This is a genomic window from Exiguobacterium sp. Leaf196, assembly GCF_001423965.1.
Taxonomy (GTDB): domain Bacteria; phylum Bacillota; class Bacilli; order Exiguobacteriales; family Exiguobacteriaceae; genus Exiguobacterium_A.
This window is the reverse complement of sequence record NZ_LMPV01000001.1, coordinates 644,385-659,457: the sequence shown is the minus strand read 5'-3', so window position 1 is coordinate 659,457 and position 15,073 is coordinate 644,385. Positions and strand designations below refer to the sequence as shown.

The 15,073-nt window shown below is 43.3% G+C and carries 15 protein-coding genes and 1 other RNA gene; 3 read left to right on the top strand and 13 right to left on the bottom strand.

All coding sequences use genetic code 11. The features are described from left to right. Positions 1 to 13: 13 nt before the first annotated feature. Positions 14 to 1,120 (top strand): citrate synthase/methylcitrate synthase, encoded by a 1,107-nt coding sequence (locus ASG02_RS03400; protein WP_056060804.1) that lies wholly within the window; start codon positions 14 to 16, stop codon positions 1,118 to 1,120. 71 nt (positions 1,121 to 1,191) lie between these two features. Here the strand turns inward: ASG02_RS03400 and ASG02_RS03395 are convergent, their stop codons facing one another. The 7 genes from ASG02_RS03395 to ASG02_RS03365 all read right to left on the bottom strand — a co-directional run bounded on the left by ASG02_RS03395 (position 1,192) and on the right by ASG02_RS03365 (position 7,645). Beyond that, entirely contained in the window at positions 1,192 to 1,749 is a 558-nt protein-coding gene (locus ASG02_RS03395) for a DUF1349 domain-containing protein (protein ID WP_056060801.1), read from the bottom strand. Between the two features lie 101 nt (positions 1,750 to 1,850). Continuing rightward, positions 1,851 to 2,378 (bottom strand): hypothetical protein, encoded by a 528-nt coding sequence (locus ASG02_RS03390; protein ID WP_056060798.1) that lies wholly within the window; start codon positions 2,376 to 2,378, stop codon positions 1,851 to 1,853. After that, entirely contained in the window at positions 2,375 to 3,421 is a 1,047-nt protein-coding gene (locus ASG02_RS03385) for a DUF871 domain-containing protein (protein ID WP_056060795.1), read from the bottom strand. Before ASG02_RS03385 ends, ASG02_RS03390 begins: the two co-directional genes overlap by 4 nt. 82 nt (positions 3,422 to 3,503) lie before the next feature. Then, positions 3,504 to 4,877, bottom strand: a complete 1,374-nt coding sequence (locus ASG02_RS03380; protein WP_056060794.1) for a PTS transporter subunit EIIC — start codon at positions 4,875 to 4,877, stop codon at positions 3,504 to 3,506. A 12-nt stretch (positions 4,878 to 4,889) separates the two neighbouring features. Beyond that, positions 4,890 to 5,783 (bottom strand): N-acetylmuramic acid 6-phosphate etherase, encoded by an 894-nt coding sequence (murQ, locus tag ASG02_RS03375; RefSeq protein WP_255354583.1) that lies wholly within the window; start codon positions 5,781 to 5,783, stop codon positions 4,890 to 4,892. Positions 5,784 to 6,226: 443 nt separating this feature from the next. Next, on the bottom strand, positions 6,227 to 6,655 hold the full coding sequence (locus ASG02_RS03370) for a BsuPI-related putative proteinase inhibitor (protein ID WP_056060788.1): 429 nt from the start codon (positions 6,653 to 6,655) through the stop codon (positions 6,227 to 6,229). Between the two features lie 36 nt (positions 6,656 to 6,691). Continuing rightward, positions 6,692 to 7,645 (bottom strand): SMI1/KNR4 family protein, encoded by a 954-nt coding sequence (locus ASG02_RS03365; RefSeq protein ID WP_235513993.1) that lies wholly within the window; start codon positions 7,643 to 7,645, stop codon positions 6,692 to 6,694. A gap of 147 nt (positions 7,646 to 7,792) precedes the next feature. Here ASG02_RS03365 and ASG02_RS03360 point away from each other — a divergent pair, with 147 nt between their 5' ends. Together ASG02_RS03360 and ASG02_RS03355 are read left to right on the top strand one after the other, a co-directional pair. Then, a complete protein-coding gene (locus ASG02_RS03360) occupies positions 7,793 to 8,704 on the top strand; it encodes an EamA family transporter (protein ID WP_056060786.1) in 912 nt (303 codons plus the stop codon). Positions 8,705 to 8,707: 3 nt separating this feature from the next. Beyond that, entirely contained in the window at positions 8,708 to 9,169 is a 462-nt protein-coding gene (locus ASG02_RS03355; RefSeq protein ID WP_056060782.1) for a hypothetical protein, read from the top strand. 79 nt (positions 9,170 to 9,248) lie between these two features. Here ASG02_RS03355 and ASG02_RS03350 read toward each other — a convergent pair whose 3' ends face one another. From ASG02_RS03350 to rnpB, 6 genes are all read right to left on the bottom strand, one after another. Then, entirely contained in the window at positions 9,249 to 9,725 is a 477-nt protein-coding gene (locus ASG02_RS03350) for a glutathione peroxidase (RefSeq protein ID WP_056060779.1), read from the bottom strand. A gap of 73 nt (positions 9,726 to 9,798) precedes the next feature. After that, positions 9,799 to 10,017: a hypothetical protein gene (locus ASG02_RS03345; protein WP_056060778.1), complete on the bottom strand. Its 219-nt coding sequence runs from the start codon at positions 10,015 to 10,017 to the stop codon at positions 9,799 to 9,801. A 73-nt stretch (positions 10,018 to 10,090) separates the two neighbouring features. Then, a complete protein-coding gene (locus ASG02_RS03340) occupies positions 10,091 to 10,315 on the bottom strand; it encodes a hypothetical protein (protein ID WP_056060775.1) in 225 nt (74 codons plus the stop codon). A 280-nt stretch (positions 10,316 to 10,595) separates the two neighbouring features. Continuing rightward, positions 10,596 to 12,590 carry an RNA-directed DNA polymerase gene (locus ASG02_RS03335; protein ID WP_056060772.1) on the bottom strand — a complete coding sequence of 665 codons (1,995 nt, stop codon included), beginning with the start codon at positions 12,588 to 12,590 and terminating at the stop codon, positions 10,596 to 10,598. Between the two features lie 807 nt (positions 12,591 to 13,397). Then, a complete protein-coding gene (locus tag ASG02_RS03330) occupies positions 13,398 to 14,543 on the bottom strand; it encodes a class I SAM-dependent RNA methyltransferase (protein WP_029341397.1) in 1,146 nt (381 codons plus the stop codon). 111 nt (positions 14,544 to 14,654) lie between these two features. After that, an RNA gene (gene rnpB, locus ASG02_RS15405) (RNase P RNA component class B) lies at positions 14,655 to 15,028 on the bottom strand. Positions 15,029 to 15,073 lie beyond the last annotated feature (45 nt).

Genomic DNA, 15,073 nt, shown 5'->3' with positions numbered 1-15,073 from the left:
AGGAGTGTTGAAGATGGAATACAAAAAAGGACTCGAAGGCGTCATTGCTGCTGAAACACAAATCGGTTTAGTCGATGGAACATTAGGTCATCTTATCTATCGTGGACACTGGGCAAAGGAACTCGAATTATCTTATTCATTCGAAGAAGTGGCGTATTTCATCTGGAACGGTGCATTCCCGACTGAATCGGAACTTTTGACATTCAAGGAACAGATGACAAGCTATCGTGAACTTCCTTCTTACGTAAAGACGATTCTCGATACATTGCCGAACGAGATGGATGTCATGAGTACGATGCGAACAGCAATCTCGGCGCTTGGTACACCCGCTTTCGCTTGGCCACCAACAATCGATCAAGCGATGCACTTAACGGCACTCTTACCAACGATCATCGCCTATAAGTATCAAAAAAATCAAGGCGCTGACTTCATTGAACCGAATCCGGAACTTGATCACGTCGCGAATTATATCTATATGATCAAGGGACAATTACCAAGTGACGTTGAGATTAAAGCGCTGACAGCGTATCTGATCCTAACAATTGAACACGGTATGAATGCTTCGACGTTCGCTTCCCGTGTCGTCGTTTCGACGGAATCGGAAATAATTTCTGGCGTCTGTGCTGCGATTGGCTCCATGAAAGGACCGCTTCATGGTGGTGCCCCGTCAGAAGTCATTGAGATGATTGATGAGATCGGAACGATTGACAACATCGAACCGTGGATCCGGAACAAATTAGAAAAAGGCGAAAAATTGATGGGCTTTGGTCACCGCGTCTATAAAACACGCGATCCGCGTTCAGAAGCCTTAAAAGTCGTCTCAAAAGATCTCGCACAAGAGAGCGATTGGTTCAATCTGATTACACAAATGGAGCAAACAGCAATTGATTTACTCGAAGAGTACAAACCGGGCAGAAAACTCTATACGAACGTTGAGTTCTTTGCGGCAGCCGTCTTAAAAGGACTCGATATTCCGAAAGAACTGTTCACACCGACGTTCACATCTAGCCGCATCATCGGTTGGACGGCACACATCCTTGAACAAGCAGGAGACAATCGAATCTTTAGACCACAATCGTTGTATACGGGTCCGATGCCAGAAAAAGCGGCTCAGTTTTAATCCGCCTTCTTTTTAACAATTTCTTAAAAAAAGTGGAGCGATGTATAGCATCGCCCCACTTTTTTGATGTTTTATTCAACGACTTTCTCTAATGTTAAATTCAATATCTCTACTTCACATCCTGCCGCTTCTACATCCGGGCTACAGGCGTACGGTCCGATCTTCAAATCGGTCACGTCATGTAAGTGTGCAATCCGGAGTTGCTCTTTGTACTCTCCTGTTATGTGATACAACGTGACGTCTTGATTGAGATAATGAAGTTCAAAGACGAGCGGCGCATCAAATAGTGTATTGTCGACATCCCGACACGACCAGTCCGAGTACCCAAAGCTCGTCACGACGGCACCCAGATGAGATGGACCATCCGGAATGAACTCAGCCGAGACTTTCACCCAGTGGTCATCGTTCACATATAGTAAAATCCCCGCTTGATCATATGTAGCATTCGGTTTTAATTTCACTTCAATCCGGCATTTGAATTCTCCATTTGGAGCATCCTGCAACAACGCATGCCCCGTCTGACGATTAAACTGATAATGTGTGTTGCGCCAAAAATCCGTATCCGGATCCGTCATGAAGCGTAACGGTGTCTCTTGTTCGATACGTGTCGGTCGATTGATCCACTTCATCGATAGTATCCTCCCTCTTAACGCCCTCTTAACTTCCTTAACTTTCGATAGCCACGAATGAGCATATCGAGCATACAATCCCTCCTATTTTCTATGAACCCTTAGACTACTTTACGAAGTCGTTGCATATCCTTATTCAATGCTGATCGTTTCAAACGTCGATTCCGTATTAAGTATTGCACATCCGACCGGTTATCGTACATCAGTTGGATATGGAAATAATTGATATATTCAAGAATCGCAAAAATATATAAAAACAAGGTGATTCGTAATCCATACACCGGAAGCTCAGATTGAAAACGAATCCAGTCGATTCCGAACGTGCACGTCGTCAGAACGATTAGAATAATATTGATGACACGACAGTGGCGTAATCGTCGGACGACCGGTTTCGGGGTATTCGACGTTCCTTCTTTCTTCAGACGTCTCCACTTGCTATACCAATACCAAGCCCCCTGAATCAACAACAGTTCGAACAAAAACAGTGACATCCAAAATGCACTGAGTTCAAATAATTGAAGTTGCGGAAAGACACGATTACCAAACCAGCTGAGTGGTAAAATCGTGATGACCGTGAACAATTCCCCTCGGTATAGATAGGCGAAGCGCTCGGCAACGATCTGCCTCATGGCGCCACCCAGTCAATCCGGAATTTACTTCCTGGACCAAGTAACGCAATCAAAGGACGATCTTCTGCAATCACGCGTCCAAGGACATTAATCCGTTCATCTGCCGAAAGATCGCACTTCGTGATTTGCACCTCACCGGCGTATCGCCCGTAGCGTTCATTATCAATCGTGATCGTCCCAAGCGGGCGGGCAGACGGATCTTGCGGTGTTAGATCAATCGTCGACGGACTCATGCGCGATTCAACGGATCGAATGACATCCCGCGCCGGATCAAATCGATTCGTTTCCGTATCCCGTTGTTCTTGTCGTCCGTTCGCGAATGCCCGAAGTACGATGACTCCGTCTTGCTCTGCTTCAAATTGCCGAATCGTCGCTTCCGTCAACCGTGGATCGCCGACAAGGATTCGGTCGACAGTCGCTATTAAGTCCAGATAACTTGCGAACGGTGCCACTCCCCGATGGTCTTCAAGTGTCGGTAACGTCTCGAATAACGGTCCGCGAAGTGTTCCGTCGCCCGGTATGAATGCTTGGACGCGTAATCCTTGCGCCTGCAACCAGGCATTTTTTTCGTCAAACCACGTCCGGTCGAGTCCGGTTTCCGGTCGCGGATAAAAGTTATGCCACGCTTCCGTACGTTCGAGTTGCAGACCATGTGCCTTCATCTCAGTTAATTCGTCTGCCGTTAAGGTACTGGCATTGAGTGCGACCATCATCTGGTTCGATAATGTCGCGATTTGTTGCGGACTGATGCCGTAATCAAGCCGCAGTCCGGTGACACCCCAGTCCGTTAGCGTCGCTGCCGTCTCCCACGTCTTGCCGAGCGTCGCAAGTGACGCCGGTGCGATGTCCGCTACGAGCTCATACCCGAGTGTCTTTGCTACACGACCGAGCGCTTGCAAGCGTTCGACGTACAGTGAGGAATCATCCTCAGGGATATGAAGCGATGTAAAGAGCGACGTAAAGCCGACGGTGCGCATCCGCTGCAACCACTCATTCGTCTCATCCGTGATCGGTTCATTTAAATAGATCGATAATCCTTTCATCGACTCACTCCTTCACTTCTCTACTTAGGGAAAAAGCAGCTGATTCCTTCTTTTTCGAAGGATTCAACTGCTTTTCATTACTTTAAATACCGTCTGCCATCTCTTCTTTGAAACCGAACCAGTACGTGAACAGGAAGCCTGCGACGTATGAGATGACGAGACCACCGATATACGTCAAGTACATTCCGTTATCGATCAACGGTGTTAACGATAAACCGGATACGCCGACACCAAGTGCTGTAGTCTTCATCGTCGCTTGGAAGGCACCACCGACCGCTGCCCCGAGACATGCCGTTACGAACGGTCGACCAAGTGGCAACGTGACCCCGTATAACAACGGTTCACCGATTCCAAGGAAACCAACTGGAATCGCACCCTTGATGATGTTACGCAAACGCGGGTTACGCGTTTTAACGAAGATCGCCATCGCTGCCCCGACTTGACCTGCTCCTGCCATCGCAAGAATCGGTAAGAGTGGCGTGTTGCCGATCGTATTCAAGAATTCAAGGTGGATTGGCGTTAGTCCGTGATGGAGACCGACCATGACGAGTGGTAGGAAGAAGCCGGCAAGTACTGCCCCAGCAAGTGGTCCACCAACCTCAAGTACGGCATTGATTGCTTTCATGATACCGTCTGACAACAGTCCAGCCACCGGCATGATCGCATACAGCGAGGCGAATCCGACGATCAACACCGTCAATAGTGGCGTAAAGATGATGTCGATCGATGCGAACATGAAACGACGGATGTGTTTCTCAAGATACGTCATCAACCACGCGGCAAAGATGACCCCAAACAAACCGCCCCTGCCCGGAACAAGCGGTTCCCCGTAAATCGTGATGTCCGCAAGCACGGGGTTGAATAGAATCCCACCAGCAATCGCCCCGAGCACCGGCGTGCCGCCGAACTCCTTCGCCGTATTCCATCCGACAAGGATTGCGAGATATGCAAAGACCGTCCCACCGATCAAGAGTAAAATCTGCATCCATGTCTGTGTTTCGTCGACACCCGCATTCTTAGCAAAGTTCGCACCGCCGTTGATGATCCCCGAAGCGACGAGTCCCGGAATGAGCGGAATGAAGATGTTCCCGATTCGGCGCAAGAAGCGTTTGAACGGTGACTGTTGTTTTGCTTTTACTTTTTGCCGTTCGACGGCAGCTCGTTCTTCTGGCGTCAAGTTCGGATCAACGGACTCTTCCCCGATCGCGAGTCCTGTTTCGCGACTTAAGTGGTCGGCTACCCGATTGACCGTTCCCGGACCGACAACGATTTGTAACGTCTCGTCATCGATGACCCCCATGACCCCATCAATCCGCTTTAACGCATCGATATTGGCTTGCGTCGGATCCTTTAACGATAAACGAACTCGCGTCATACAGTGCGCAAGCTGCCGGAGATTATCTTTTCCACCGACGTGCTCGAGAATCGCGTGTGCCAGCACTTCTTCCTTCTTCATCGTGTTTCCCCCTTAGAGTGCGTCTCGGACAAATCCGTTCGCTTGCTGTAATCGTTCGACGGCTTCCGCATGCGGAACATTTGCGAGAATCATGACGATCGCCGTCTTGACGTGCCCGTGTGCTTCATGGAAGACACGCTCCGCCGTTACGGCATCGACTCCTGTCGCCTCACGGATCATCCGCTTCGCCCGAATCTCCAGTTTTTCGTTCGTTGACTGGACGTCGACCATCAGGTTTTGATAGACCTTGCCGACACCGATCATCGCCGCTGTCGAAACCATGTTCAAGACGAGCTTTTGTGCCGTTCCAGCCTTTAGTCTTGTTGACCCCGTCAAGACTTCCGGACCTGTTTCGACTTCAATCGCATAGCGTGCGTGCCCACTGATGACCGCATCCGTGTTGCAAGAAATCGCTGCCGTCACCGCTCCGACTTCCTTCGCGTAATCAAGCCCGCCGATGACATACGGCGTCCGACCGCTTGCTGCGATCCCGATGACCGTATCACGTGCTTCTAGCTGGAGCGCTTTCAAATCGTCGACGGCAAGCGTCCGACTATCCTCTGCTCCCTCGACCGCTTTGATTAACGCGCGTTCGCCACCAGCAATCAAACCGACGACCATGTCTGGTGAGACCCCGAACGTCGGTACACATTCTGCTGCATCAAGAATCCCGAGCCGCCCGCTCGTACCAGCACCGATGTAAATCAAGCGTCCTCCGGCATTAAATGACGTAATGACGTGTTTGACAACTTCAGCAATGACTGGTATCTGCGTTTGAATGACCGTTGCGACCGTCTGATCCTCGGCATTCATCACGCGCAACACATCTTCGACCGACATATCGTCGAGATGCATCGTGCGCTCATTTCGACGTTCCGTTGCTAACTGATCTAACATCTGCTTCACCCTTTCTGTTATCCCTCCCTTTATTATACAATTAAGAAATTTTAATTCAATATTTTTTATTTAATTTTGAAATTAAATTTCTATATACAATAATAAAGTTCTTTTCTTCTTTTTCAGGATGGATCAGCAGATTTCCTGCGGGCTTCGCTGACCATCTCTTTTGAAAAATCGAGTAAGGAACAGACTTGGTCGCGACCGATCGTTTCAAGGAGCAATGGGATTCGTGGACCTAGGGTTGATCAATCGTCAGTTGATAGAGCAGCGTCGCATAGTATCATTAATAAACAAAAAGCTGATTTTCACCCGTTAGTTGCCTAAAGGACAAAAATCAGCTTCCTATGAAACCACTTTTTACATCTCATGTTACTAATAGCATCATTCGTACCGGAACCTGTATGAGGCTCTAAGATATTTTTAAAAGAAGTCGTTCACCAGAGCGTAAATCATTTTAATTTCTCTTCCATATCCTCTACTGAACTAGAACTGTCGCTATTCTTTTCTTTCTCCTCAACGAGATATTCGATATCATATGTACCCGGCTCGATCGTACCGCCTTGTACCGTTTGTTTGAGAACGACGGTTTCTGATGCTTTGACGCGTTTCTTTTGTTGGCTTGTTTTACTCTGTTGCTTTCTTGAATCGAAGACGACAGTCCTTGATTTGCTCTCACGAACGACGACATTCAACAAATGCCCAGAGCGAGCTACGACATCAAATGCATGGTCTCCTGTGTTCGTCAATTTGTATTCAAAGACGAGTCCCTCTTTCGTAGTCCCTTTGAAGGATGTCTCATTCGTCTCACTTCCACTTTGCGGTTGGATCATACAACCGGTCAAACAAAGAATCATAGGGATCAACAACCATTTTTTCATCTATAAGACTCCATTCTGTATAAAGAAATTGCTGAGTTACTCCCATCCTGGAAATGGACGCGGTGGCTCCTCGACGAAGGCACGGTACCCGTCGAAACGCAGTCCTTGCCGTTGTGGATTATGGTTGCGAATCAAAGGATCACCCGTCTCGTCCTCGTTTTGCCAAAATCGATGTTCCGTTTGAAAGACCTTGATCGACGAATACTGGAATCGCTCTGCCATTAAATATTCTCGAACCGATTGCATCACTTTTTCAAAGCGCGCATCCGAGTCGTAGCTAGCGCCGAGACTTTCTTTATCTTGTTTCCCTTCGAAAATCTTAACTGAGAAATACGCATCCCGCTTCGCAATCGGATACTCGATTTCAACGCGAACCGAGTCGACGAAGCGAATTGGTCGAGGTTTGCTCACTTCCTCTTCGGAATTATGGTCCTCTACATAATAAGCATCTGTTGCAATCGAGAACTCCTTGAACTCCCAGAACATATCCCCTTGCGCAATGATCGCATATTCGAGGAATGTGCCGAAGTTCTGTCCGATTTGGTCAGTTTCCTCTGTCGACAACTCATGAAACATCCAGTGCATATACGGCGTCTCCTCCGTCTTCGCATCTTCCGTATGGATCAAGACGTATCCTTCGTTCATTTCGCCAATCATCAAGAAATGATCGTAGTCTTCATGGATCAGGTCGTCCTCTTTAGCCTGGATCGTCATTTCAATGACTTTTTCAAGCGGATAGAGTTCGATGCCAAGACCTTGAATCATGAACAACTCCGCTCCGTCATGTAAACGAAGGAATGTCTTATATTCACTTGGTAACGTTAGCTTGAATTGTTTTTCAAATGACTGAATCGCCTGTTCCGCCACCGGATCATTCAAATTGAATTGAGCGACTCCTGTATCGTATCGCCGCTGAATAAAGGTCGACCCGTGATTAATTTTTTGTGATAAGACGTCAAGTACCGCTTCGATTTGGTTCATTTCTTTCATGGGTCCCATCCTTTTCGTTTCGTATTCGTGAATGATACGACTTCACCCTATACACCATACCATTTTTTCAATTATTTGGTGTATTCCATCCTACTCGTTCTGTGGTATTCTCGTTCTAATATCATTCAAAAAATGACGAGGTGACCCATGTCTAAATCATCATCGATGTTACTCATATTACTCGCTGCGATCTTTTGGGGTACGACTGGGACCTCACAAGCCTTTGCGCCAGAAGATGCACACCCGATTGCAATTGGTGCCGTTCGTCTTGCTGTCGGCGGACTGTTCTTGCTCTGTCTCGTCTTCCTAAAAGGAAAGCTGACATTGCGTGACTGGCCACTGCGGACGATTTTACTTGCTGCCGTCAGCATGGCAGCTTACCAGCCCTTGTTCTTCTCGGCTGTTTTAATGACGGGTGTCGCTGTCGGTACCGTCGTTGCGATTGGTAGCGCACCAATCTTCTCCGGATGCATCGAGTGGCTGTTCTTAAAAAAACGTCCGGCGTTGCTGTGGTGGGCTTCAACCGGATTATCGATCACCGGTTGTCTATTGCTTCTGAACAATCAAGGGACGGTCGCGATTGATCCAATTGGGATCGTTCTTGCACTTGGTGCCGGACTATCGTTTGCCGGGTATACGTTCGTCAGTCGTGATCTTGTCAAGACACACACGCCGCTGTCGGTCGTTGCCGTCATCTTTACGACGAGCGCCTTGCTGTTGTCACCTCTGCTCTTCTTATTTGATCTCTCGTGGTTAGTCACGCCACGAGGAGCCGGAATCAGCCTCCATCTCGGCGTCGTTGCAACCGGGCTTGCTTACTGGTTATTCGCAAAAGGGCTATCGAACGTACCGTCGTCGACTGCCGTCACGCTCTCGCTCGGTGAGCCATTGACGGCTGCCTTGCTCGGTGTGTTCGTCCTCGGCGAACAGTTAAGTGGCACGGCTTGGTTCGGGATCTCGTTATTGTTACTCGGTATCGTCTTATTAATCAGTTCGTCTCGCCTAGCAACGCGCCAAACCGTTTTGATAGAAGAACGACAAACTCGGACAGGAGGCTAAATCATGCAAGAAATCACGCTTGAAAAACTACAATTTCGCGAGGATTACAACATCGGACTCGATCAGTTCTTGATGGATGTCGCAAATGGTAACAGATTGATATTTCATTTCCGTGGGCATACGGAGGAGACGATGGTCATCGTTGGTGACTACAGTTGCAATTACTTCCGATTGACCTTCGAGGCGGATGCGATTCTGCTTCGTTCACCGGACCTCTATGAATTAAAAGAAGACGTCGAGATCAATCCGATTCCACTTCTGACGCTGACCGACTCTAAACTACTGACGTTTGCGCGTGAACGGATGGGACTCAATCCTGCGAAAGACTGGGTCCATTACTGGCTCCGTGCGTTCGAACAGGATTTTCATATCTTGTCTCCCCGGCCACCAGTCTTGATCGACCTCGGACATAAACGAAGTGATGCGATTGTCACGTATTCATTTGATTCGTTCAACGCTGAATGACATAAAAAAGCCCTACCTCGCCAAAGGTAGGGTATTTCTTCGTCCCGCTGCAACGACTCGCGCTAAACGGTTCCCTTTATTATACATAAACAGGCAGCGTCTTTTCAATCGACTGGACAGAGTCGATTGGACTGAAGCGCTTGACGACCTGTCCTTTCCGGTCGACGAGGAACTTCGTGTAGTTCCATTTGATTTTCGACGACAGCAAGCCGGACTGTTCTTTCTTCAAGAACGTATAAAGCGGATGCTCGTCCGGTCCATTGACGTCGATCTTCTGAAACATCGGAAACGTCACGCCATAGTTCAGCTGACAGAACTGCATCGTCTCTTCCTGACTCGCGAACTCCTGCTGATTGAATTGATCGCACGGAAATCCGAGCACCGTGACTCCCTGCTCGTCATATTTATCGTACAATGCCTGTAGTTCGCCAAGTTGTTTGACGAGCCCACACTTACTTGCTGTGTTGACGATCACGAGGACTCGTCCAGCATAATCACTTAGCGAAACAGTTTCTCCTGCTGCATTTTGTACGATTGCATCATATACGGTTTGCATGCATTTCAACTCCTTTGTCCTGAGTATAAAATGAAACGCGCTACCTGTCGTTTTCAAGCATGTGCGTAATGCTTTACCAAATCGTCTCTTCTTTATCGCTTAGTTTGATGACGAACGGTAGAATCAAGACGAACAATAGACTGACGTATCCGAGCGATAAGTAATGTTGCGAGTCTTTTGAAATGTATTGCTTCACGCCGCAGTTCGGACACGCTTTCCCATGTTTCGCAAATCCGACAACGAGCACTTCTTTCGTTTTGAACTTATATTGGCAATTCGTACAACGTACCATCTGACCATCTCCTTCTTCCTTATCTACTGGTGGATTCAGGAAAAAGTTTCATGAAATTGAGGTAACCGACAGCTTATATCATGGATTCTTCCCGGTCGCTCAATCGAATCAGAAACGGTAAGAACAGGACAAACAAGAGACTGATATTCCCGAGTGAAAGATAAGATTGTGACTTTCGAGACATGTATTGTTTCACGCCACAGTTCGGACACGTCTTGCCTTTCCCATGTATCGCAACACTGACAGCGAGTACTTCTTTTGTGTTGAACTTATACTGACAATTCGTACAGCGTGCCATGACATCATCTCCTTCTCCCTTATCTACTGGTGGATTCAGGAAAAAGTTTTATTAAGTTGAAAGGTTGACTCAAATGAAAAAATTACCTAATGGATTATTATCGGTCTTTTAATAGTTTAAGGACAAAACTAAAGAGACAACTGTTAATAAGATTTAATATTTTTATCTGTCGCATTTCTTCTGAAAAAGGATAATATCGCAACTTTTTATTTCATATATATGTCATATAAAATTTAAAAAATCAGCGGAACTTTTGATTTGTATTTTTATTTTATTCAAATTAGGACCAATTACCTATTTCATGAAGAGAAGATATACTTGTAATTTCAAAATCACTGTTAAAGAATATTTTTCTCCATTGATTTAAATGATTGTCGTCGCTCAAATTAATATGATATTTAGACTCAATCTCATTTTTCACATACTCCACTAATTTGTCGTTGTTTATTTGTTTTTCCATAGCTTGATTATTTGCTAATTCATGTGATCTTTCTTCAGTTTGTAAGTCTGGAGATGGTTCGTCAATTTTTTCTGTTCCAATACTCGTTGATTCTTCTATGCTTTCAATCTCTTCTATTTTTTCACATATAACTTCTTTACACATATCTATTATTTCAATTCGATGATTATCATCAATCGAAATTCCATATTCTCTAGAAAATTCATTAAAGATTTCATCCAAGCTTCTGTTTCTATCTTTTGTATATTCTATGATACATCTTTCACATATTACTTGTGATACTTCTACTTTTCCTAAGGATATATTTGGAGATATAAAACTTAAATCATTTGTGTAAAGTTGCATGAAAAATCTATCGTCATTTAAATCTTCTATTGATTTATTTAACCAATTATTTTTACAACATTCATAAAAAAATAGCCAATTTTCATCATATAAATCGTTATTAACAATAATTTTTTCATATGGTTCAAAATTTATTGAATTATGAATTAGGCTTTTATCATTAAGTATTAAAACTAAAATGTTTACTAAGGCATTTTCGTAATAACTTAATAGATAAGCAGCTTTTTCATTAATTTTTAAATCGAATTTGTTAGCTAGACTTAATGACCATATAATTTCATAATCATTATTGATCAAACAATTTTCTTCGATTAGGGAATTTACAAATAACTCCATTAAATCTAATTGTATTTCATAACCTTTATATTTATAATTCTCTATTATTCTAAATACATCAGGCATAATTGAAGAATCAACTTGTACTGCTTGCATTAAGAGAGAGTTAAAAATCTTCCAATTCTCTCTATGAACAATATTTTTATTATGGAATAATTTTATTGCGAACTTTGAAATTCCTTTTTCATTAATATTAGATTGAAATTTAAAAATTAAATTGAAGTATTCAACTATTTGTTTTCTTTGAATGTCTATAAAAAATTCGGATTTAGGCGTTTTTATAAATTTATAGTTTACAAAATGATAAACCCATTCTGCCTCTATTTCTAAAGGAATTTTTTTTATCCCAGTTTTTTCTATATTTATGTCTAAATTGTACTCCTTTAAAATCTTAGTAATTACGCTCAGTGCTTTACTTGCTTCTTCATGTGTTGTAAAAAAGTACTCTATATCATCTGTATATCTAAATCCAGGAATTTCTCTACCCATAATTTTTTTAAATTCATTATCAATGGTAGTACCAATAATCTCTTGAATTACAACAGAAGTTAACGGACCAATAGGTATCCCCATAGTTTGACCATCTTGCATGTTTCTAATATGCATATCTAAATTGTTCCCTAGTAATGAATCATTGTTAAAATTTACTTTTGCAACTTCTTTAGTATGTAGACACCAAGGTATTGTATGAGTATAAATGCTAGGATAATATCTATTTATGTCTACTACTAGTATATATCTGTTTGTAGCTAGATATTTTATTCTTAAATCTTTTTTATAGTCAAATGAATGCTCAGTAACAAGCTTTTCATCTTTAAAAATAATTTTAGAAATTGAAATATTAGACTTTTCATAATGTTCTTCTATTTCGTTCCACCCTTCATTTATTGAATTAGCTAATCTAATGAAATTTAAAGGGTGAGGAACTGCAGCAGTTCTTCGAAAATGACCTTTTTTAGGAATTGAAAAATTTATAAGTTTAGACTTTTTATTAAAAATATTTTTTGAAAGTTTTGATTTTGTTAAATCAAGAATATTATATATTTCAGAAAGTTTTTTACTATTAAATTCTGAAGGTAGTTCTTTTGCAAAAAATCCTTCACGAATCAGATAATCTGAAATTCCATTTGTCATAAAAAATTTACTCCTTTGTGAATAAATCTATTAATAATAAGAAAATAGTTTTTACCATTCTTTGATAACTCAATATTTTTAAATATATATTTTCGTATTCCATATTTAAGACAAATAAAATTATAAAATTGAGATAGCCTAAATTTATAAAACAACATATGAACACTCTGAAAATCGGACTTAAAAAGTATTATCAATATTGTATAAACAAAAATATATATTCAAAAAATTAAAAGTTACAAAAGTAAAGTTATGATATGTAAACCATAAAAAAACTCAAATCAAACTATACATTAACTGATAATGGTCAAAGCTTTTTATCGACTTGATCCATTTATTAGAAACAAAATATCTATGAATGCGATTCTTGAAATGATAAAAATAAATAAAAAATTTTGATTTAAAGATTGAAATGAAATACTGCAAGAGTTTTTAATATTAATTCTCATATAATTTGAATCCTAAAAATATCTCCCCATTAAGTGCAGCAAACGTACATTGAGTTAGTATATTAATTAAAATAGGTGGTTTAAGAATACTTTTTATTTTTTGGGAAATCAAGTAACAATATTCTTATTTATTACATAATTTATACTCAAATTATTTCAATATTACATTCAAATAAGATTAGGAAATTTATTCTTGTAAAATTGATACATGTTACAGGAAAATCAACAAATTTCACTTGATTAAAATAAGTCAATTAAAAAAGAACCGTTTTTATTGAACGGTTCTAGTTATAAAATATTTTTTCCATATCAAAATTAAAATGTATATAGCTAATAATTTTTTATGGTTCACAATAACTTAAGCCTGCGGACGTTTCCGGCGCAAACCATAATATTGATAGAACTGAACTTCGATGTTCCCGTTATAGAGCTTCCGGCGCTTCGTCGCTGGACGACCGTACGCTTTTTCGAACTCAACATACGACGTGATCATATAGACACTATAGTATGGGAATTCTTTATATGCCGTTCCGATCTTGCGGTACAGTTGATGTACTTCACGCGCGTCTTCGAGACGTTCTCCGTATGGCGGGTTTCCGATGATGACACCAAAGTCTTCCTTCGGTTTGAAGTCTGCCGCGTCACGTTGCATGACGTTGATCGCATCGCGGACGTCTGCGAGTTCTGCGTTCGTTTTCGCAAGCTTGACCATCTCTGGATCGACATCGCTTGCGTAAATTTTCAGTGGTTTGTCCCACTCCGCTTTTTCGTTCGCTTCGTTGATCGCATCGAACCACGCTTTCTTCGGAATGCATTTCCACTCTTGTGAGACGAACTCACGGTTGATGCCTGGTGCGATATTACGCCCGATCATCGCCGCTTCGATTGCCAGGGTGCCTGAACCGGTAAAGACGTCGTAGAGCGGCATGTCCGGCTTCCAGTTCGTCAGCATCAGCATCGCTGCTGCCATCGTTTCTTTCAGTGGAGCTGCTGAGTGGAACTCACGGTAGCCACGTTTGTGCAATGCGTCGCCTGATGTATCGATCGTTAATGTTGCGATGTCCTTTAACAAAGCGACTTCGATCGGATAGCTCGCACCTGTCTTCGGTAACCATTCCGTTCCTTTGTTGTACTGCTCTTGCATGTGCGAGACGATCGCTTTCTCAGTGATCTTTTGACAGTCACGGATCGAGAACAGCTTCGATTTGACCGAACGACCGTTGACGATGAAGTTCGCATCCCACGGCATCAATTCGTGCCACGGTAGTGCCTTGACTTGATCGAACAATTTTTCGAATGTTGTCGCGCGGAACTCAGCAACGACAAGTTTGATCCGGTCCGCTGTCCGGAGCCACATGTTCAAACGGGGAATGTCCTCCATCTCACAATCGATGTAGACCTTTCCGTCTTCGACCGTACACTCGTATCCTAACGCACGGACTTCTTTTGCGACGAGCGCTTCGATTCCCATCGCCGCTGTCGCGATGACTAAGCGTTTTGCCATATCGCGTTCACTCCTTTATCGTTTCTTCCACTGGATCGTTTCATTGCAATAAAAAAAGAGCCCAGGGTGGACCTGGACTCTCGTTCAACTTAAAAATAACAGCCTATGTGGTCCTGTAAGCCATGTTCTGTTCCTTAGTGTTCCAAACGGTTTGACCCTCACACGCAGGCGACAATCATCTATCTCCGTATTTGCATACGCTCTCCATTGCGTTCAGTTCCGCTCCGGAAATTCCCCTACCAAATTTGGGTTTCTCGCTCGTGGGGTTTACCTCGTTCCACCTTCATGGTTTCCCATGAAGCTCCGTCACTGTGGCACCTTCAAGAAGTTTCGGCCATATCCGAAGACTTAGGCGTTCCTTCTGCCGTCAGCTTGACGCTGCCTACACTTATCTTTTAGTGTAGCACGATCACTACAGCCATCGCAGGCTGTGCGAGCATGGACTTTCCTCAAAGCATCGAAATGCCCCGCGATTGTCCGAACCAACATAGTCACTGCTTATGAGTGTAGCGTAGATGCCGCTTTCCTGC